We start from the raw sequence: 20,347 nt of genomic DNA, 5'->3' as shown, positions 1-20,347 counted from the left end.
CGACCCCGCGACGTACCCAAGAATCTGCTGGAGCAGAACCCATGACCAAGCTCGACCCAGCCATCACAGTCCGCCACGAGCCGATGCGCATTGCCGGCAAGAAAGTTGATGCCGACGGCGTCGTCGAGGTGCGCTACCCCTGGAACGACACCGTCATCGGCACCGTGCCGGCCGGGCGTGCCGAGCACGCGCGAAAAGCATTCGAGATCGCCGCCAGCTACAAATCGAAGCTGACGCGCTACGAGCGTCAGCAGATCCTGTTCCGCGCCGCCGAGGCATTGGCGTCGCGCCGCGAAGAAATCTCCGATCTCATCACGCTCGAGCTCGGCATCTCCAAGACGGACTCGCTCTATGAGGTCGGCCGTGCCTATGACGTGTTCACGCTGTCGGCGCAGATGTGCATCCAGGACGACGGCCAGATCTTCTCCTGCGACCTCACCCCGCACGGCAAGGCGCGCAAGATCTTCACCACCCGCGAGCCGTTGAAGGCGATCTCGGCGATCACGCCGTTCAACCACCCGCTCAACATGGTCTCGCACAAGGTGGCGCCGGCGATCGCCACCAACAATTGCGTGGTGGTCAAGCCGACCGAATTGACGCCGATGACGGCGCTTCTCCTGGCCGACATTCTCTATGAAGCCGGTCTGCCGCCCGAAATGCTGTCGGTGGTGACCGGCTGGCCCGCAGACATCGGCAACGAGATGATCACCAACGACAATATCGACCTGATCACTTTCACCGGCGGCGTGCCGGTCGGCAAGATGATCGCCCGCACCGCCGGCTACAAGCGCCAGGTGCTGGAACTCGGCGGCAACGACCCGCTGATCATCCTCAACGATCTCTCCGACGAGGATCTGGCCAGAGCCGCGGATCTGGCCGTCGCCGGCGCGACAAAGAACTCCGGCCAGCGCTGCACCGCGGTCAAGCGCATCCTGGTTCAGGAAAGCGTCGCCGACCGCTTCGTGCCGCTGGTGCTGGAGCGGGCGAAAAAAATCCGCTTCGGCGATCCGATGGACCGCTCGACCGACCTTGGCACCGTCGTGCACGAGAAGGCGGCGGCGCTGTTCGAAGCCCGCGTCCACATGGCCGCCGAGCAGGGCGCCGAAATCCTCTACAATCCGGGTCGTCAGGGCGCGTTGCTGCCGCCGATCGTCGTCGATCGCGTTCCTCACACATCCGAATTGGTGATGGAGGAGACGTTCGGCCCGATCATCCCGATCGTTCGCGCGCCGGACGACGATGATGCGCTGATCGCACTGTCCAACTCGACCGCCTTCGGCCTGTCGTCGGGCGTCTGCACCAACTCTTTTCCGCGCATGCAGAAATACATCGCCGGCCTTCAGGTCGGCACCGTCAACATCTGGGAAGTGCCGGGCTACCGCATCGAGATGTCGCCCTTCGGCGGCATCAAGGATTCGGGCAATGGCTACAAGGAAGGCGTCATCGAGGCGATGAAGAGCTACACCAATGTGAAGACATTTTCGCTGCCCTGGTCCTGACCGGGCGGCATTGACGGATAAACAATGGAGGGAGCGTTCGCCGCTCCCTCATTCGCGTTTCGGAGACCATGATGGCCGCGATCAAAGAGCTTGTGCACACCGAAGGCGATTCCAACACCACAGCGGCTCGCGGCCGATGGGATGCCGGGCAGGACGATCCGCGGATCCGCGGCTTGCTCGATCGCGACGCGGCTGCCTTCATGCACCAGAGTCTGTCCAGCCCCTGCCTTTCGACCATCGCGAAGGCGCAAGGCATCTGGATCGAGGACACCGCTGGCCGCCGCTTCATGGATTTCCACGGCAACAGCGTGCATCACCTCGGCTACGGCCATCCAAGGCTGGTCACGGCGATCAAAAAGCAGCTCGATGAGCTCTGCTTTGCGCCGCGCCGCTTTACCTGCGAGCCCGCCGTCGAGCTGGCGGAGAAGCTGGCGGCATTGGCGCCCGGCGATCTCGGCAAGGTGCTGTTCACCACCGGTGGTTCGGATGCCATCGAGGTCGCGCTGAAGATCGCCCGCGCCGCGACCGGCCGCTTCAAGACGGTGTCGTTCTGGGATGCGTTCCACGGGGCCGGCTTCGGCGCTGCAAGCGTCGGCGGCGAGGCGACCTTCCGCTCGCACATATCAGGCCCGATGATGACCGGCACCGAGCACGTCGCACCCTGGGACGGCTATCGCTGTCCCTATGGCCACGATTCCCTCGAAACCTCGGGGCTCGCTTGCGCCAACATGATCGCCTATGTGCTCGGCCGCGAACAGGACGTGGCGGCGGTCGTCGCAGAACCGATGCGGGCGACGCCCAACCCGCCGCCGCCCGGTTTCTGGAAGCGGGTTCGCGAAGCCTGCGACCGGCACGGCACGCTGCTGATCTTCGACGAGATCCCGACCGGGCTGGGCAAGACGGGAAAATTCTTCGCCCACGAGCATGATGATGTGACGCCCGACATCGTCGTCCTCGGCAAGTCGCTCGGCGGCGGCATCCTGCCGATCGCCGCCGTCATCGCGCGCCGCGACCTCGACGTCACCGGTGGCTTCGCGATCGGCCACTACACCCACGAGAAGAACCCGGTGACGACCCGCGCCGCACTGACGACGATCGACATCATCCTGGAGGAAGGATTGGTCGAACGCGCGGCCGAACTTGGCCGGCACATGCTGGAGCGTATGCAGCACCTGATGGCGCGCTCGCCCCATGTCGGCGACGTCAGGGGCAGGGGACTGATGGTCGGCGTCGAGCTCGTCGAGGATCGCGATACGCGCGAGCCGGCGCGCGATCTCGCCGAACGCGTCTTCTATGCTTGCCTGGGGCAGGGGCTGAGCTTCAAGGTCAGCCAGGGCAATGTGCTGACGCTGTCGCCGCCGCTGGTCATTTCGAAAGCTGATCTCGATCGTGCGCTCGACATCCTCGAGACCGCCGTGCTGGCGGCCTGACCATGAAGGCCGTGCGCACCGACCGCGAGCTCGCATGCCCCGGCATCGACGCGGGCTTACGGGCAAGGGGCGTCGATCTGGTGGTGACTGTCCGCTCGTCCGACCCGCGTTTGCGGGCACAGACAACGGGCGTTTCGTTCGGCTGACCATAACCGTCTCCGTTGCCAATCGTGGGCTTTCGCAGCGCGAAATCGCGGCCGCAACAGGTATGCGACAGTTCCATGACAACTATCAGGAGAAGTTTGCCTGTCATAAAATAAATAGATTTTACTTATCGATCACCAATCCCCAGAGTTGACCCAACGACGACATTCACAAGCGCTACAGGGTCGCAAGGTCCACCGGCGAGATCGTCACAGTGCATCGCAGAATGTGCCAACAATCAAAGGGGAACTGAGCATGAAATCGCGCAACGCAACTATCGCAATGGCCTTCGCCGCGGCATTGATGTCATCCGCCGCCTTTGCCGAAACCTCCGAACTGACAGTCTATACCGCCATTGAAGCCGAAGATCTCGCCCGCTACGCCGAGACTTTCACAAAGAGCCATCCCGACATCAAACTGAACTTTGTCCGCGACTCCACGGGTGTCGTTACCGCCAAGCTGTTGGCCGAAAAGGACAATCCGCAGGCCGACGTTGTCTGGGGCCTTGCCGCTACATCGCTTCTGGTGCTGAAGACCGAAGGCATGCTTGAGCCCTACGCGCCAAAAGGCGTCGAATTGCTCAAGCCGAAGTTTGTCGACAAGGACACGCCACCGGCCTGGGTTGGCATGGACGCCTGGGCGGCTTCGATCTGCTTCAACACCGTGGAGGGCAAAAAGCTTGGCCTCACCGAGCCGACCAGCTGGAAAGATCTTACCAAGCCGGAATACAAGGGTCACATCGTGATGCCGAACCCGGCCTCGTCCGGCACCGGCTTCCTCGATGTATCGAGCTGGCTGCAGTTGTTCGGCGAGAAGGATGGTTGGGCCTATATGGACGCCCTGCATCAGAATATTGATGCCTACACGCATTCTGGTTCGAAGCCGTGCAAAATGGCCGCCGCCGGTGAAACCGTAATCGGCATCTCGTTCGAGTTCCGCGCCGCGAAATCGAAGAAGGAGGGCGCCCCCCTCGATATCGTCATCCCGTCCGAAGGCATCGGCTGGGACATGGAGGCATCCGCGATCGTTGCGGGAACGAAAAATCTCGAAGCCGCCAAAACGCTGCTCGACTGGTCGATCAGCAAGGAGGCCAACGAGATGTACAATGTAGGTTATGCGGTTCTGGCTATGCCGAATGTCGCCAAGCCGGTCGAATTCCTGCCCGCAGATATCGAGTCCAAGATGATCGATAATGACTTCGAGTGGGCGGCCAACCACCGCAAGGCCATTCTCGACGAGTGGACGAAGCGCTACGACGCCAAGTCTGAGCCCAAGAGCTAGACGCAGAGCATTTCGACAGGGCGCCGTCAGAGCGGCGCCCTTCTCGTAACTCTTCCCGGATGGTCAAAATGAGACACGAACCCGTCGCTGATCTATCGGCAACGCTGGCCGAGGTGCATCCCATGACCGCTGCCGGCAACACGGCTTACCTGCGGATCGAACATCTCTGGAAGGCCTTCGGCGAGTTCCATGCGCTGAAGGACATCTCGCTCGACATCAACGAAGGCGAATTCATCTGCTTTCTCGGCCCTTCGGGTTGCGGCAAGACCACGCTGCTGCGCGCCGTCGCCGGCCTCGACCTGCAGACCAGAGGCGTCGTCCGCCAGGGGGGCACGGATATCTCAACGCTGCCGCCGTCAAAACGCGACTACGGCATCGTGTTTCAGTCCTACGCGCTGTTTCCCAATCTGACGATTGAAAGGAACATCGCCTTTGGCCTGGAAAACACCAAACGGCCGCGCGCCGAGATCGATGCCCGCGTCAAGGAATTGCTCATGCTGGTCGGCTTGCCCGATCAGGCGAAGAAATACCCAGCGCAGCTTTCCGGCGGGCAGCAGCAGCGCATCGCGCTCGCCCGGGCCATCGCCACCTCGCCCGGCCTGCTTCTGCTCGACGAGCCGCTGTCGGCGCTCGACGCCAAGGTGCGTGTGCACTTGCGCCACGAGATCAAGGGGCTGCAGCGCAAGCTCGGCGTCACCACGATCATGGTTACGCACGACCAGGAAGAAGCATTGTCGTTGGCCGACCGCATTGTAGTCATGAACCATGGCGTCATCGAGCAGGTCGGCAGCCCGACTGAAATCTATCGCCATCCCAGGACGCTGTTCGTCGCCGATTTCATCGGCGAGACCAACAAGTTCGATGCGACGGTAGGAGCAGATTCGGTAGGCTTCGGGACGAAGGCTTTCAGATGCGCGCCGCACAGCTTTGCGAACGGCGAAGCAGTCGTCGCCGCCATTCGGCCGGAAGACGTGATTCCACACGGGCCGGGCTCGCGCTCGCCTGGAGCACCCGATGTGGTGAAGACTTCGGAAAACCTGATCGAAGTGACCGTCGGTGAAATGGAATTCCTGGGTTCGTTCTGGCGCACCCGGCTGCGCGGCGGAGAGCTTGGAGACGAGATTCTGATCGCCGATTTCTCGGTCAACGCCACGCGGCGTCTCGGCCTCGCCGAAGGCGGAGCGCTAACGGTGGAACTGCCCGCCGACCGACTGCTTGTCTTCCCGCAAGGAGAGCGCCATGGCGGCGGCAACTGATATCCTGATGCCGTCCGGTCGGGCGCTCCGACAGTCGCTCGACAAGGACGAGTTGATCAAGCGCGGCCTGCTGGTCGTCATCTCGTTCTATCTGGTCCTGTCGCTGGCAGCCCCGCTCTACGTGATGCTGTCGAAATCGTTCTCGACCTACAGCTTCGATCTTGGCGCGTTCGAATTCCAGGTCAGCGACAAGCTCGGCAATTTCGGCGAGCCAGTGACGGCCGCCGCTCTGAACGAGAAACTCGCCGCGGTCCCGCCAGAAAAGCTTGCGACCAGTTCCGATGGTCGGTTGCCGGCCACCAGCTTCTTTCCGGATTTCAGTTTCCGCAGCCCGGTCAAATACAAGGTCCGCGGCACGACCGATGACGCTTATTTCCTGATCGGCACGCAACTCCACCGCGGCACCGAATGGCAGGAAGTCGATTCGAACACCTTTCGGCGCATTATGCTGAGGCCCGCGCGCGAGCTTGGGTTGGACAACTACACAACCTACTTCTCGACGCCAACGCTGTTCCGCTCGATCCAGAACTCCTTCCTGATCGCGCTGATCAGCACCATCATCACGGTCGGCATAGCCTTCGGCTTCGCCTACGCTTTGAACCGAAGCAAGATGCGCTTCAAGGGCCTATTCAGGCTCATCGCCATGGCTCCCATCCTGGTGCCGTCGCTACTGCCCGGCATCGCCCTCATCTATCTGTTCGGCAACCAGGGCCTGTTGAAAAGCCTGCTTGGCGGCATATCGATCTACGGTCCGTTGGGGATTGTCGTCGGCTCGATATTCTTCACCTTTCCCCATGCTCTGATCATTGTCTCGACGGCACTGGCGATCTCCGACCAGCGCCAATATGAAGCCGCCGCTTCGCTGCGCGCCAGCAAGTGGCGGACGTTCTGGGTCGTTACCATTCCGGGCGCGCGCTACGGTTTGATCTCCGCGGCGTTTGTCGTGTTTACGCTCGTCATCACCGATTTCGGCTTGCCGAAGGTCATCGGCGGCCAGTTCAACGTGCTCGCCGTCGATATCTACAAGCAAGTGATTGGTCAGCAGAATTTCGAGATGGGGGCGGTGGTCTCGGTCATCTTGCTGATCCCGGCCATCGCCGCCTTCGTCGTCGACCGCCTGGTCCAGCGCAGGCAGGTTTCGCTCCTGTCGGCCCGCTCGGTGCCTTACGAGGCAAAACCCAATCGCCGCTTCGACCTGGTCTGTCTGGCTTATTGCAGCCTGGTCGCGTTGTTCATCGCCGGCATCATCGGCATTTGCCAGTACGCAGCGCTGGTCAAGTTCTGGCCCTACGACCTCAGTCTCAGCCTGAAGAATTTCGCGTTCGGTCGCATGGATGGCGGGGGCTGGGCCTCTTACTACAACTCGATCACGCTCTCATTGCTCACTGCTGTGTTTGGAACCGTCATCGTCTTCGTCGGCGCTTACATCGTCGAAAAGACCGAAGGCTTCAGGACCGGACGGGCAGCCTTCCACTTCCTCGCCATGCTGCCGATGGCGGTGCCGGGGCTTGTGCTTGGCCTGGCCTATATTTTCTTCTTCAACAATCCGGCCAATCCGCTGCACGCGATCTACGGCACAATGGCGATCCTGGTCGTCTGCACCGTGACGCACTTTTACACGGTCGGTCATTTGACGGCCCTGACGGCGCTGAAGCAGATCGATCGTGAGTTCGAGCCGGTCGCGGCCTCGCTGAAGCAGCCTTTCTATCGCCTGTTCACGCGGGTGACAGTGCCGATCTGTCTGCCGGCAATCCTTGACATCTCGATCTATCTTTTCGTCAACGCCATGACGACGGTTTCCGCGGTGGTCTTCATCTATACAACACACACGGCGCTCGCCTCGGTTGCAGTGCTCAACATGGACGACGCTGGCGACACCGCGCCTGCTGCTGCCATGGGCATGATGATCTTCTACACCAACGCATTCGCGCGGATCATTCACTTGGCTGTTTCGAAAGGTATCCTGAAAAGAACTCAGGGTTGGCGGGTACGATAATGAAATGCTCTAGGACTTTCCCAAGTCTCAGCCCTGCGTCGGCCTGCGTTCGACGATGTAGATGTGGTCGGCCGCCAGCACCACTTCCCCGCGCTGGTTGATCACCTCGCAGCGTTCGATCACCCGTCCCGACCCCGGCCTCTTCGGGTCGTCTTCCCTGGCCGTAATTGTGGTGCGCGTCCGGATCGTGTCGCCGATGAACACCGGCTTGATGAAGCGCAACCGGTCGTAGCCATAGGAAAAGGCGACAGGGTTGATGACGGTTGCCGTCAGCCCGATGCCGACCGAGAACACCAGCGTGCCGTGCGCGATGCGCTGGCCGAATGGCGTCGTCTTCATGAACTCGGCGTCCATGTGGTGCGGGAAGAAATCGCCGGTGTGGCCGGCATGGACGATGAAGTCGGTCTCGGTGATGGTGCGGCCGCTGGTCAGGCGCGACGCGCCAATCTCATAGTCTTCGAAATACTGGATCTGTTCCATCAGGGTCTTTCCGCAATCGGCGTCGCCGGTGCCGCACTCGACTGATACGCCGCCTCGACCAGAGCCATCGTGCTCCAGGCATCCTCGACCGGACTGATCAGCATAGCATCTTCTCCGGTGGCAAAACGCTGGACATTGGCCATGCGGCCGACGAAGGCGTCTGGAAACCACTCGCCGGCCAAGGGCACCGCGACCCAGTCCGTTCCACCCTTGGGGTAAATCTCCAGCACATCCGGTTCACCTGTGGGATAATCGAGGTTGAGACCCAGCTTGAGATAGGCGGCACCTTCTGTGCCGCAGATGCGGAACTCGCAGGCCTGGTGCCGGCGGCCGAACTTATGGTCGTGGTTGATCGACAGCGCGCAGCGCACGGTGTCGCCATAGTCGAGAATGGCGCTGGTGCGTGTCTGCGCCACGCCATGGTTGGGATGGCCGAGCGTCTTGGCGTTCACACCCCTGGGGTCGCCGAGCAATTGCCTGATCAGGTCGAGATAGTGGATCGAATGCATGGCGATCTCGACGCGCGGCGCCTTGAGCAGGAATTCCCAAAGCTGCCACGGTGTCGCCAGCGCCAGCCAGGCATCGAAGTCGACGATCTCGCCGAGCCAGCCCTTGCCGACGGCATCCTTGAGCGCCAGCATCATCGGCGCGAAGCGCAATTGGAAGTTCACCGCTGCGTGCAGCTTCCGGGCGCGGCAGATCTCGAGGATCGCGGTCGCCTCGGCAAGATTGCTGCCCATCGGCTTCTGGATCAGCGCCACCGCGCCATCAGGCAAGGACTTCAGCACATCGGCATGACGCGACGGCGGGGTGGCAAGATCGAAGATCGCGCCCTCGACGGCAGCAGCTTCTTCGACCGAGCCAAAGGCCGTCACGCCCCATTGGCTGGCCAGCTTTTCAGCCCTGGCATGATCAGGATCATAAAGCCCGGCTACTGGAAAGCCGGCCTTCCTGTAGGCCGGGAAATGCGCGTCGCCGACGATCGATCCGGCGCCGAAAGTGACGATCGGCCGGGGTTTTGAGGGTTTTGGCCAGGATTGAACGAGCAAGGCAGGGTCGAAACCGCCTTCAATCATGATGGAAGACCTCGTCCATCTCGGCCCACCACTCGCCCTCCTTGCGCGTCGCCAGCGGCTCCTGGCATGGCATGCAGACCGCCCACCATTCCTGCGTCTTCGGATCGGCCGCCATCTTCGCCATGTCGGCCTCGTAGTCGCTGCCGTGGTATTCGAAGGTGCTGAACAGCAGGTTCTCCGGCCGCTTCAGGTAGATCGAATAATTCTTGATGTTGCAGGCGGAGATCATGGCCAGCACGTCGGGCCAGACGGCGGCATGGAGGCGGACATACTCATCGACCTTTTCCGGCTTCAGTCCCAGAACCATCCCCATCCGCTGCATATCAGTCTCCTATTTCGTGATCGCCGTGGTGAATTCGGCGATGCTCATGGCCTTGACCGCGTCCCAGTCCCAGTCGATGCCGATGCCCGGTTCGTCGGGCGCCAGCGCCTGGCCATCCTCGATGCGGAGGCGCTTGCCGGTCAACTGGTCGAGCTGCGGAATGTACTCGACATATCGGCCGTTCTGAACAGCGCAGGTCAGGCTGACATGCAGTTCCATCAGGAAATGCGGGCAGACCGGAATGTCGAAGGCCTCCGCCGCGTGCGCGATCTTGAGCCAAGGCGTGATGCCGCCGATGCGGCCGACATCGACCTGCACGATCGAGCAGGCGCCTTTCTGCATGTATTCGCGAAAATGGCGAATGGAGTAGAGCGACTCGCCGATCGCGATCGGCGTCGGTGTCGAGTTCGACAACCGCACATGCCCGTCAATATCGTCGGCCGGCAGCGGCTCCTCGATCCAGGCGAGGTCGAGTTCGCGCAACCTCGCGGCGCGCCGGATCGCCTCGTCGACCGAAAATCCCTGATTGGCGTCGGTCATGATCTCGTAGCCGTCGCCGACCGCCTTGCGAACCGCCGACAGGCGGGCAAGATCTTCCGACCCGTGCGGCTTGCCGATCTTCACCTTCGAGCCGCGAAATCCCTTGGCCTTGGCGGCCAGCGCATCGTCGACAAGTGCTGCCGTCTCGATGTGCAGCCAGCCGCCTTCGGTCGTGTAGAGCGGGCAGCGATCCTTGGCGCCACCGGCCAGCTTCCACAACGGCAGGCCCTGCTTCTTTGCCCGTAGGTCCCACAGTGCTGTATCGATGGCCGCGATGGCGATGGCGGTGATGGCGCCGATGGTCGTGGCATGCGTGGCGAATTCGAGATCGTGCCAGATCGCCTCGATCATGTCGGGGTCGCGGCCGATCAGGCGCGGCACCAGATGGTCGGACAACAGCCGCATCACCGACGAGCCGCCGGTGCCGATCGTGTAGCTGTAGCCGGTGCCGACCGCACCGTCGGAATCGGTGATGGTGACGATCGGCGTTTCCTGGCTGACGAAGCTCTGGATCGCGTCGGTGCGTTTGACCTTGGGTACAAGGTCCACCATGCAAAGGTCGACTTTCTCGATTCTGGTCATGCCGATCAGCTCCGCAATGTCTTTCCGGTCTCAGTGGCAAACAGATGCGCCTGCGACATGTCGAGGCTCATGGCGACGCGCTCGCCCGGCCGGAGTGGCCTCGGGTTCAGCATGCGCGACACCCAGTCCGTACCGTTGAATTCGACGAACACCAGCGTCTCGTTGCCGAGCGGTTCGGTAACGGTGATCGGCAGCTCGACCTGGTGGACGTCTGCCGCGCCACCGGAACTGATGCCATGGCCGGTTGGATAGATGTCGTCCGGCCGTAGCCCGAACACAACCTTGTCGCCGGTCGTGACATTGGCCTTGAACTGAGCGGGCAGCGGCAGCTTTTCGCCGTTGGCGAAAACCATCTGGCCGTCATCGATCGTGGCCTCGTGCAAATTCATCGGCGGCGAGCCGATGAAGCCGGCAACGAAGCGGGTTGCCGGCCGCCGAAAGACCTCGTCGGGCGTGCCGACCTGTTCGATATGGCCGTCGCGCATGATAACGATGCGGTCGGCCAGCGTCATCGCTTCGACCTGGTCGTGGGTGACGTAGATCACCGTCGACTGCACCTTGGCATGCAGCTTCTTGATCTCGGTGCGCATCTGCGTGCGCAATTTGGCGTCGAGATTCGAAAGCGGCTCGTCAAACAGGAAGACGTCAGGATCACGCACGATGGCGCGGCCCATGGCGACGCGCTGGCGCTGACCGCCGGACAGTTGTGAGGGGCGGCGATCGAGCAACGTGTCGAGGCCGAGGATGGCCGAGGCTTCGGCGACACGGCGCTCCATGTCTTCCTTGGCGGCACCTGCGATCTTCAGAGAGAAGCCGAGATTTTCGCGCACCGTCATGTGCGGATAGAGCGCGTAGGACTGGAACACCATCGAAATGTTGCGCGAGCGTGGCGGCAAATCGTTGACGATGCGCCCGCCGATCTTGATCGAGCCGGCGCTGATCTCTTCCAGTCCGGCGATCATGCGCAGCGTCGTCGACTTGCCGCAGCCGGACGGGCCGACCAGCGCGATGAACTCGCGGTCGGCGATGTCGAGATCGATGCCGTGCACGATCCCGACAGTGCCGTAGCGCTTGGTCAGCTTGGTGAGGGTAACGGTTGCCATGGTATCAGCCTTTCACCGCGCCGGAGGTCAGGCCGCCGACAAGGTGTTTCTGGACGACGTAGGTGAGGGTGAGCGCCGGGATGATCATCACCACGGCCAGCGCGCACATGCCGCGCCAGTCGATGGTGAACTCGGCCGTGTAATCGAGCAGGCCGACCGGCAGCGTCTTGGCGCTCACCGAACGGGTCAGCTGCGAGGCCAGAGCGAACTCATTCCAGCAGGTCAGGAAGGCGAAGATCGCGGCCGACGCGATGCCCGGCCCGGCAAGCGGGAACTCGACCTGCCAGAACGCCTGCCAGCGCGTGCAGCCATCGATCTGCGCGGCCTCCGCGAGGTCCTTGGGCACCTGACGGAAGAAGCCGTCGATCAGCCAGATCGTGAACGGCACGTTGAGCGCGACGTAGGCAAGGATCAGTCCGAAATGCGTGTCGATGATGCCGAGCCGCACATAGAGGAAGAACAGCGGCAGCGAGAGTGCAATGCCCGGCACGGTGCGCGTCAGCATCAGCCCGAGGAAGACGCTCGATTTGCCGCGGAAGCGGTAGCGCGCGAACGCATAGCCGCCGGCCATGCCGATGGCCACCGCAATGACCGTCGAGGTCACCGAGATGATCAACGAGTTGCGGAAATATTCGATCACTGGAATGCCGCCTTTGCCGATACCGCTGAACATGGCGACATAGGCGTCGAACGAAATCTCCTGCGGGATCCAGACCGGCGGCTTGGCCATGATTTCGACCGCCGGCCGCAGCGACGAGAGGACGATCCACAGGCCCGGCAGGCAGATCGTCAGCATCGCCAGGAACAGGCCAATGCGATAGACGATGCCCAGCAGCCGGCGCTTCAGGCGGGCGGAAGAATTCTCGTCCATCTTCACCACTCCGCACCAATCTGCGTGCGCGCCGCGGCGAGCTTGTTGAAGAAGTAGACGGTGAAGGCGATCGACAGCAGGATCGAGAAATAGGCCATGGCGTTGGCCATGCCCATGCGCCCGTCGCTGTAGGCGGTGCGGGCCACCAGGGTCCATAGCAGTTCGGTGCGGCCCGCCGGTCCGCCATCGGTCATGATCTTGACGATGTCGTAGGCGCGCGCCACGTCGAGCGAACGGATAGTCATGGCTATGTAGGCGAAAGGCATGACGAACGGCCACGTCACATAGCGGAATGTCTGCCACGGCGTGCAGCCGTCGACACGCGCCGCCTCGATCGGCTCCTTGGGCATGGCGAGCAGGCCGGCGAGGATCAGGATGGCGAAGATCGCCGTCGACGACCAGATCTCGGCGATCGAAATGGCGATGAAGGCGAGATGGCTCTCGATCAGCCACGGTATGGCGTCTTGCGTAATGCCGAGCGACTGCAGCGCATTGTTCACCAGGCCGATATTGTCGTTGAACATGAACTTGAACTGGAAGCCGACCAGGATCGGCGAGAACATCATCGGAAACATCATCAGCGTGCGCAGGATGCGCTGGCCGCGTGTCGCTTTCTCGACCAGCATGGCAAGCCCAAGGCCGAGCAGCATTTCGAGATTGAGCGCGATGGTCAGCAGCAGCACCGTGCGGCCGAACGCCCACCAGAAATCGGTGTTGGACAGGATCGAAAGATAGTTCCGGATGCCGATGAAGACGTAGAACGTTTCGGGCCGCGTCAGGCGGAACGGCGTGAAGCTGGAGTAAAGGGACAACAGCAACGGCACAACGACAACCGCCGCCAGCACGATCATGGCCGGAAGCAGCAGCAGGAATGGCGCGGATGGCTTGAAGCCCTTCATCAGAATCCTTGAGGTGTTTGCATTTGGACGGCGGTGCGTGGGCCGGGGGCGATGGGTTAGCGCAAACCGCTGGCCGCGAAACGCGATCGCCTCCCCCATTACCAATGGGGGAGGCAGCCCTGGGAGCCCGTTTCTAGAGCTTGCCGGCGTCCTGGAGGATTTGCGTCGCCTTGGCGGCCGCACCGTCCAGTGCCTGCTTGGAGGTCTTGTCGCCGAGGATCGCCGCCTGCAACTCGGGATAGACGGCGTTCGAGATCTCGATCCATTCAGGCGTCTGCGGCACGGCAAAGGCGTGCTTGGCCTCTTCCTGGAAGGCGGTAAGAACCTCCTTCTTGTAAGGATCGTTTTCGGCCTGCTTCAAATCCCAGTCCCACACCGCGGTGCGGGTCGGCAGCGGGCCGGCGGCGGCCTCGAGCTTCTGGCTGTCTTCGTTGGTCAGCCACCACACCAGGGAAGCTGCGGCCTCCTTGTTGGGGCAATTCTCGGTCACCGAGAAGCCATGGAAACCGGACCAGCCGGTGCGCTTGCCGGACGAGCCCTTCGGCGCAACCTTGACGCCGACATTGCCCGCGACCTTCGACGACTTCGGGTCGTTGAAGAAACCGGCCCAGCCCGGCCAGTCGAGGTTGATGGCGACGGTGCCGGAGGCAAAGCCCTGGCCGAGATCGTCCCAGAGGTAGTTGGTGGTGCCGGCCGGCACGGCCTTGGCCTTGTAGAGGTTGACGAACCAGTCGAGCGCCCGAATGCCGGCCTCGGAGTTGAAGACCGGCTTGCCGTCCTTGTCGAGGTATTCGCCGCCCTCGGCGACCACCATCTCGTAGAAGCGGCCGTTGATCGCCTCTTCCTTGCCGGCGAACTGCGTGCCGTAGAAATTGGGCGGGTTGGCGAAGAACTCAGCCTGGTCGGTGACTTCCTTCCAGGTATCCGGCGGCACCAGATCATAGCCGTATTTCGCCTTGAACTTGGTCTTGTTGTCGGCGTTCTCGTACAGGCTCTTCTGGTAGTAGAGCGCCGAAACGTCGAACTGCGCGCGCGGCAGCATCTCCAGCTTGCCGTCGATCGTCGCCGACTTGATGGTCGACGGAACGAAGGCGTCGATCTCTTCCTTTGGCAGCAATTTGCTGAGGTCGGTGTAAAGGCCCGTATATTGCGGCGCGAAGGACGAGTGGTTCCAGCCGACGCACCAGTTGGTGCTGCCGGAGGCGATGTCGGACTTGAGTTCCTTGTCGATGTCGAAGCCGTTCTTCTTGGTCAGGATGTTGACCTTGGCGCCGGTCGCCCTCTCCCATTCGGGAATGCGCTCGTAGAGCTTTTCATACTGCTGGCCGCCGATCAGCTTCACGTCGACGGTCACGCCTTCGAACTTGCCGGGCAGGTCGCCGGCAAGGGCAGCGCCCGTACCTGACGCGAGCAACAATGCACCGGCGCACACGCCGGAAAGCAGTCTGTTCATTGGTATCCTCCCTTGGTGCCGCCTCCGCGGCGACCGCAACTCGTCTGATGACAAGAAGTGCTACATTCATATACAAACAAAACATTCATAGACACGTCAAGGCGAAATTTGTTTCCGCCGCGCACGTTCCTGCGTATATGAAGGGTGAAATTCACTGGAGATGAGCCCATGGACGACAGCGAAGACGAGCGCTATCGCGCGCCGGCGCTCGACAAGGGGCTCGATATCCTCGAACTGCTGGCGGGCGTCGACGGCGGCCTGACCCAGGCCGAAATCGCCAAGAAACTCGACCGCAGTCCCAACGAATTCTATCGCATGCTCGACCGGCTGGTGCGGCGCGGCTACGTCACGCGCCTCGACGGCGACCGCTATTCGCTGACGCTCAAGCTGTTCGGCCTGGCACAGTTGCATGCGCCGGTACGGCGGCTGGTCTCCTATGCGACGCCGCTGATGCGTGAGCTTGCCGAGACATCGCAGCAGGCCAACCAACTGGTTGTTTTTGATCGCGGTTCTGCCGTCGTCATCGGCCAGCAGGAAGCACCGAACTACTGGGGCATATCGATCCGGGTCGGCTCCCATATCAGTTTGTTCGACACCGGATCGGGACATGTGCTGCTCGCCTTCCGCTCACCGGAAGAGCGCCAGATGATGATTTCCGAACACGTCCGCAGCACCGACAAGACGGCGCAATCGACCGAGTTCTTCACTCGTCTCGACCAGATCCGCGACCGTGGCTACGAGATGATGGCCTCGATGCAGACAGCCGGCGTCTTCAACCTGTCGGCCCCGGTGCGAAGCTCCGACGGCAAGGCGATCGCCGCGCTGTCGATTCCCTACATCACGGTGGTCAACGCGCCTTCCGCGCCCGACATCACCAGGACGATCGAACTGTTGCTGGCGACGTGTGAAAAGCTGTCGCACCTCGCTGGATCAGCAGTCGGCTCATCGGCATGAATTCTTATTTGAATGAAGAATTCCCCCGTGAGATGATTTAAAAAGCCAGAGGGAGGAGCCTCACCATGATCATCGATACCCATCTTCACCTGATCGATCGCTCGGCCCTGCGCTATCCCTGGCTCGCCGGCGTGCCGGCGCTCAACCGCGATTTCTCTTATGAAGACTACGCGACGGAGGCGCAGCGTGTCGGCGTCGGGCGTGTGCTGCATATGGAGGTCGATGTCGATGCGGCCGACATCGAAGCCGAGACCGCTCGTGTGGAAGGACTGTCACGGCAGTCCGGCAGCATGCTGGCCGGGGTGATCGCGTCCTGCCGCCCTGAGGAAGGGGACTTCGCGGCCTATCTCGAACGGCAGCGGGCAAACCCGTTCGTAAAAGGCTTTCGCCGCGTCCTCCATGTCGTGCCCGACGATCTCTCGGAAGGTGCGGTGTTTCGCGACAGCATAAAGCGGCTTGGCGGCACCGGCCTGACCTTCGATCTCGTCGTGCTGCCGCACCAGATCCCCAAGGCGATCGCGCTGGCCGATCTGGCACCCGATGTGACGTTCATCCTCGACCATTGCGGCGTCCCCGACATCAAAGGCAAGAGCGAACATCCATGGCGCGAGCATATGAGCGACATCGCCCGGCGCCCGAATGTCATGGCCAAGATTTCCGGTGTCGTCGCCTATGCCGATGCCGGCAGCTGGACGGTTGAGACGTTGCGGCCGTACGTCGAGCATACCATCAATTCATTCGGCTGGGACCGCGTCGTCTGGGGCAGCGACTGGCCGGTCTGCACGCTAGGCGGCGGCCTGTCGACCTGGGTGGCGGCGACCCATGCATTGCTCTCGGGCTGCAGCATTGCCGAGCGCGACAGGCTGTTGTCCGGCAATGCCCGCAAGCTGTGGCGGCTCGACTGACTGGTCCTTTCAGATGGTTGTCGAGACGTGCCGTTCGCGGCCATAGAGCGAAACCAGCAGCACGATGACGAAGCCGAGCGCGGCCTGCACCGCTGCGGGCTGGAAGCCGAGGCCGATCAGCAGCGTGTTGATCTCGGTCAGCACCAGCACGCCGGCGATCGTGCCGAGATAGCTTCCCCGGCCGCCGACAAGTGCTGCGCCTCCTACGACGACCGCCGCGATGGTCTGGAACAGATAGGGCTGGCCGACATCGCCATAGGCCGAACCGGTGAAGCCGAGCAGCAGCACCCCTGCCACAGCGGCGAAGAAGGCGCTTGCGGCATAGGTGATGACCCACATGCGAACCGGGTCAATCAGCGCCAGTGGCGCCGCGCCCGGATTGCTGCCCAGCGCGTAGAGCCGGCGGCCATAGGGCGTTCGCTCCAGCACCAGCACGACGAGTGCGGCCAGCACGACCAGGCTCGGCACCAGCCACGGCACCGGCAGCGGTCCGGCCGATCCGCCGATCGACACGAAGCTGGAAACCGCTTGCGGCGCGGAGCCCGACGGGAAGCCGGCTGTCCACAGCAGCACCAGCCCTTGCACGACCATGCCGATGCCGAGCGTGACGATCAGCGGCTGGATGTCGAGGCTGCGCGAGATCAGCCCGTTCAGCCCGCCGATGACGAGCGCCAGCACGCCGACAAGGCCGCAGACGAGGACAAAATTCCAGCCATCGCCATAGAGCTGCGCCGCCACGACATTGGCAAAGCCGATGACGAAGGGGATTGAAAGGTCGATGCCGCCCATGATGACGACCAGCGTCTGGCCGATCGAGGCGACGGCAAGCAGCGAGGCGAGCACCAGCATGGCGCGTATGGCAAACGGCGCGGAGTAGCCAGGAATGAGGACCGTGCCGGCGAGATGCAGAAGGGCGGCGACGCAGAAGGCGCCAACCACGCGGGCGTTGGTTGTCGCGAACAGGTTTCGCCCGGTCATGTTAGCGCCCCCTCGTGGCAAGACGTTCCTGCAGCGCTGTCAGCATCACGGCCAGCACCAGGATCGCGCCGTAGGCGATCTGCAGCACGAAGGTCGAGACGTTGAACGTCGTCAGCACGCTTTGCAGCAGGAAGATGTCGATGGCGCCAATGGCTGCACCGGCGACGCCGCCACGCCCACCGGCCAGGCTGACGCCGCCGAGCGCTACGGCGGCGATGGCGATCAGCGTGTAGGTCGGCCCGATGTTAGGGTCGGCGGAGCCGATCAGCGCGGTCAGCATCAGCCCGGCGCAGCCACCGAAGATGCCGGTCATGACATAGGCGATGAAGCGCACGCGCGTGACATCGACGCCGGCGGTGTAGGCGGCCCGATCGTCGCTGCCGACCGCCATCAACTGGTCGTAGTAAGGCGTGCGCCGCACCAGCCACCAAGCGATGAACATCAGTGCCAGCGGAAGCATCGAGAGCGGGCCGGACAAGGCCTTGAGCCAAGCCGGCGCCGGGCCGATCGGCGCCGGCAGGATCGTCAGCGTGACGCCGGCCAGGATCAGATAGGTGCCGAGCGTGGCGACGATCGGCTGGATGCGCACGATTGTCGCGAGAAAGCCGTTCGCAGCACCGACCAGCGCGCCGACGAGCAACGCCGCCGGAACGAGCACCAGGGGTGATGAGATGCCGGCGCCGAGGAACAGCACCTGGATCGCCAAAGCGTTGATGAAGCCCATCAATGACCCGACCGAGATGTCGATACCGCCACGCCCGGCGAGGATGACAGGCGTGGACGCAATGGCCGCGCCGATCAAGGGCGCGGCCAATCCGACCAGCGCGCCCCAGGAACCCGGCTGGAACCGCCCGGGGCTGAGGATGAGATTGACCGCGAGCAGCACGACCAGCAGCACGACCGCGAAGCCAAAATTTCGCCCAAGGGACAGGAGGCGCGCAACAGGGTTCATGCCGCACGTCCGAACATGGCTGATATCACGCTGTCGGTGGTGAGCGCGTCGCCAGAGATCTCGGCCGCGACTTCGTTCTCACGGAACACCAGCACGCGCTGGCACAGGAGAAGAATCTCCTCGATTTCGCTGGATAGGATGACGAGCCCCATGCCGTCGGACGCGAGCCCGCCAAACACGTCGTAGAGCACATGCCGCGTCGCCACGTCGACGCCACGCGTCGGATCGTTGAGGAGCAGGATCGCGGGCTCCAGCGCCAAGGCACGCGCCAACAGCACCTTCTGCTGGTTGCCGCCCGAAAGAGTGGTGATCGGCGCATCGGGCCGGGGTGCGGCGATCGACAGTTTTTCGCGGTAGATGTCGTACCGCGCCTTGCGCGCCGCGGGGCTGATCAGCCCGAGCCGAGTGTCGCGCGACAGAGTCGAAACGGCGAAATTGTCGAGCACCGACTGCGTCGGGAAAATGCCGTTGGCGCGTCGGTCGCGCGGCAAATAGGCGATGCCGCTGGCGACAGCCTTGCGAAACCCGGTAATCTTGCGGGAGGCACCCGATGAACCGAGTTCGATCGAGCCGCCATGGGACTGTTCCAGGCCGGCAAGCATCTTGAGAAACAGCTCCTGGCCATGACCATCGAGACCGGCAAGCCCGACGATCTCACCCGGAGCGATGGCCTGCGTGATCGGGCTGGCGCCGGGCGCGATGACGAGTTCGCGAACGGCAAGACCACCAAAATCGAGAGCAGTGCGATCAGCCATGCGCCAATTCCGCAGCGGTACGTGGCGCCATCGCCTTGAGAAGTTCCGCCGGCGTGGAAGCGCCGCGCTCTTCGGTGCGCACGACGCTGCCGCCCCGCAGGATCGAGATGCGGTCCGAAAGCGACATCACCTCGTCCATGCGATGGGTGATGAACAGGATCAGGCAGCCTTCGCCGGCAAGCGCACGCATCAACGAAAACACCGATTCGCGGTCGGCGAAGTCAAGCGCGGCGGTGACCTCGTCGAGGATCAGGATCTTGGGGTTGCGCACGATCGCGCGAGCAAGGACGACCAGTTGCTGCGCGGCAAGCGGCAGCAGGCCGGCTGGCTTGTCGAGGGGGACGTCGGTGACCGCGAAGCGCTTCAGCGCAGCTTCCGCCCGGTCACGGCGCTCATGGCGGGGAACGGCACGTCGGACCAGTCCGTCGAGGCCGAGCAGGATGTTGTCGGTTACGCTGCGGTCCGGCGCGATCAGCACCTCCTGGAATACCGTGGCGAAGCCTTGCGCCTGGAAGGCCGATGGATTGGCGCCAGGGAATGGCTTGCCGTGCAGCAGGATCACACCGCTGTCCGGCTGGACGATGCCGGACAACAGCTTGACCATGGTGCTCTTGCCCGAACCGTTCTCGCCCAGAATGGTGTGGATGGTCCCCGCCCGGAACGCGATCGATGCGTCCGCGAGCGCGATCGTCTCGCCATAGCGTTTGGATATGGTTTTGATTTCAAGCATGTGTCACAATTCGATGCTGGCAGGGGGGGGGGGGGGGGGGGGGGGGGGGGGGGGGGGGGGGGTTTGGGGGGGGGGGGGGGGGGGGGGGGGGGGGGGGGGGGGGGGGGGGGGGGGGGGGGGGGGGGGGGGGGGGGGGGGGGG

Annotated in this window: 19 protein-coding genes; 7 read left to right on the top strand and 12 right to left on the bottom strand. The window is 62.9% G+C overall.

Annotated elements, in window-relative coordinates:
• Positions 1-41: 41 nt before the first annotated feature.
• The 5 genes from phnY (at position 42) to AC0L2U_RS20220 (ending at position 7,606) form a co-directional block, all read left to right on the top strand.
• Positions 42-1,499 (top strand): phosphonoacetaldehyde dehydrogenase, encoded by a 1,458-nt coding sequence (gene phnY / locus AC0L2U_RS20240; protein WP_127811141.1) that lies wholly within the window; start codon positions 42-44, stop codon positions 1,497-1,499.
• Between the two features lie 71 nt (positions 1,500-1,570).
• Positions 1,571-2,929 carry a (R)-1-hydroxy-2-aminoethylphosphonate ammonia-lyase gene (gene pbfA / locus AC0L2U_RS20235; RefSeq protein WP_127266990.1) on the top strand — a complete coding sequence of 453 codons (1,359 nt, stop codon included), beginning with the start codon at positions 1,571-1,573 and terminating at the stop codon, positions 2,927-2,929.
• Between the two features lie 399 nt (positions 2,930-3,328).
• Positions 3,329-4,354 carry a putative 2-aminoethylphosphonate ABC transporter substrate-binding protein gene (locus AC0L2U_RS20230; protein WP_127381958.1) on the top strand — a complete coding sequence of 342 codons (1,026 nt, stop codon included), beginning with the start codon at positions 3,329-3,331 and terminating at the stop codon, positions 4,352-4,354.
• 122 nt (positions 4,355-4,476) lie between these two features.
• Entirely contained in the window at positions 4,477-5,610 is a 1,134-nt protein-coding gene (locus tag AC0L2U_RS20225) for a putative 2-aminoethylphosphonate ABC transporter ATP-binding protein (protein ID WP_128288307.1), read from the top strand.
• Positions 5,594-7,606: a putative 2-aminoethylphosphonate ABC transporter permease subunit gene (locus AC0L2U_RS20220; protein WP_292678609.1), complete on the top strand. Its 2,013-nt coding sequence runs from the start codon at positions 5,594-5,596 to the stop codon at positions 7,604-7,606. Before AC0L2U_RS20225 ends, AC0L2U_RS20220 begins: the two co-directional genes overlap by 17 nt.
• A gap of 27 nt (positions 7,607-7,633) precedes the next feature.
• Here AC0L2U_RS20220 and AC0L2U_RS20215 read toward each other — a convergent pair whose 3' ends face one another.
• The 8 genes from AC0L2U_RS20215 to AC0L2U_RS20180 all read right to left on the bottom strand — a co-directional run bounded on the left by AC0L2U_RS20215 (position 7,634) and on the right by AC0L2U_RS20180 (position 14,932).
• A complete protein-coding gene (locus AC0L2U_RS20215) occupies positions 7,634-8,089 on the bottom strand; it encodes a MaoC/PaaZ C-terminal domain-containing protein (RefSeq protein WP_164781743.1) in 456 nt (151 codons plus the stop codon).
• The gene (locus AC0L2U_RS20210; protein WP_206622039.1) at positions 8,086-9,159 is read right to left on the bottom strand and encodes a Gfo/Idh/MocA family protein; all 1,074 of its coding nucleotides are present in this window, start codon (positions 9,157-9,159) and stop codon (positions 8,086-8,088) included. The genes AC0L2U_RS20215 and AC0L2U_RS20210 overlap by 4 nt, the downstream gene beginning before the upstream one ends.
• The gene (locus tag AC0L2U_RS20205; RefSeq protein ID WP_128288277.1) at positions 9,155-9,484 is read right to left on the bottom strand and encodes an L-rhamnose mutarotase; all 330 of its coding nucleotides are present in this window, start codon (positions 9,482-9,484) and stop codon (positions 9,155-9,157) included. The genes AC0L2U_RS20210 and AC0L2U_RS20205 overlap by 5 nt, the downstream gene beginning before the upstream one ends.
• 9 nt (positions 9,485-9,493) lie before the next feature.
• The gene (locus AC0L2U_RS20200) at positions 9,494-10,606 is read right to left on the bottom strand and encodes a mandelate racemase/muconate lactonizing enzyme family protein (protein WP_473602546.1); all 1,113 of its coding nucleotides are present in this window, start codon (positions 10,604-10,606) and stop codon (positions 9,494-9,496) included.
• A gap of 5 nt (positions 10,607-10,611) precedes the next feature.
• Entirely contained in the window at positions 10,612-11,709 is a 1,098-nt protein-coding gene (locus tag AC0L2U_RS20195) for an ABC transporter ATP-binding protein (RefSeq protein ID WP_292561129.1), read from the bottom strand.
• A 4-nt stretch (positions 11,710-11,713) separates the two neighbouring features.
• Positions 11,714-12,580, bottom strand: coding sequence for a carbohydrate ABC transporter permease (locus AC0L2U_RS20190; protein ID WP_127267476.1), 867 nt, complete (start codon positions 12,578-12,580; stop codon positions 11,714-11,716).
• Positions 12,581-12,582: 2 nt separating this feature from the next.
• Positions 12,583-13,479, bottom strand: a complete 897-nt coding sequence (locus AC0L2U_RS20185; RefSeq protein WP_473602544.1) for a carbohydrate ABC transporter permease — start codon at positions 13,477-13,479, stop codon at positions 12,583-12,585.
• 133 nt (positions 13,480-13,612) lie between these two features.
• Positions 13,613-14,932: an ABC transporter substrate-binding protein gene (locus AC0L2U_RS20180; protein WP_473602543.1), complete on the bottom strand. Its 1,320-nt coding sequence runs from the start codon at positions 14,930-14,932 to the stop codon at positions 13,613-13,615.
• Between the two features lie 168 nt (positions 14,933-15,100).
• Here AC0L2U_RS20180 and AC0L2U_RS20175 point away from each other — a divergent pair, with 168 nt between their 5' ends.
• On the top strand, positions 15,101-15,886 hold the full coding sequence (locus AC0L2U_RS20175; RefSeq protein WP_127267478.1) for an IclR family transcriptional regulator: 786 nt from the start codon (positions 15,101-15,103) through the stop codon (positions 15,884-15,886).
• 65 nt (positions 15,887-15,951) lie between these two features.
• A complete protein-coding gene (locus AC0L2U_RS20170) occupies positions 15,952-16,791 on the top strand; it encodes an amidohydrolase family protein (RefSeq protein WP_292138860.1) in 840 nt (279 codons plus the stop codon).
• A gap of 9 nt (positions 16,792-16,800) precedes the next feature.
• Here AC0L2U_RS20170 and AC0L2U_RS20165 read toward each other — a convergent pair whose 3' ends face one another.
• Genes AC0L2U_RS20165 through AC0L2U_RS20150 form a run of 4 tightly spaced genes read right to left on the bottom strand, consistent with a single transcriptional unit; the run spans position 16,801 to position 20,206 of the window.
• Positions 16,801-17,769, bottom strand: a complete 969-nt coding sequence (locus AC0L2U_RS20165) for an ABC transporter permease (protein WP_127811133.1) — start codon at positions 17,767-17,769, stop codon at positions 16,801-16,803.
• 1 nt (position 17,770) lies between these two features.
• Positions 17,771-18,721: an ABC transporter permease gene (locus AC0L2U_RS20160; protein WP_292138862.1), complete on the bottom strand. Its 951-nt coding sequence runs from the start codon at positions 18,719-18,721 to the stop codon at positions 17,771-17,773.
• Positions 18,718-19,476, bottom strand: a complete 759-nt coding sequence (locus AC0L2U_RS20155) for an ATP-binding cassette domain-containing protein (RefSeq protein WP_292138863.1) — start codon at positions 19,474-19,476, stop codon at positions 18,718-18,720. Before AC0L2U_RS20155 ends, AC0L2U_RS20160 begins: the two co-directional genes overlap by 4 nt.
• Positions 19,469-20,206: an ATP-binding cassette domain-containing protein gene (locus AC0L2U_RS20150; RefSeq protein WP_127267483.1), complete on the bottom strand. Its 738-nt coding sequence runs from the start codon at positions 20,204-20,206 to the stop codon at positions 19,469-19,471. Before AC0L2U_RS20150 ends, AC0L2U_RS20155 begins: the two co-directional genes overlap by 8 nt.
• Positions 20,207-20,347 lie beyond the last annotated feature (141 nt).

Source organism: Mesorhizobium sp. WSM4808 (assembly GCF_055811675.1).
This window is presented reverse-complemented; position numbering and strand designations above follow the sequence as displayed.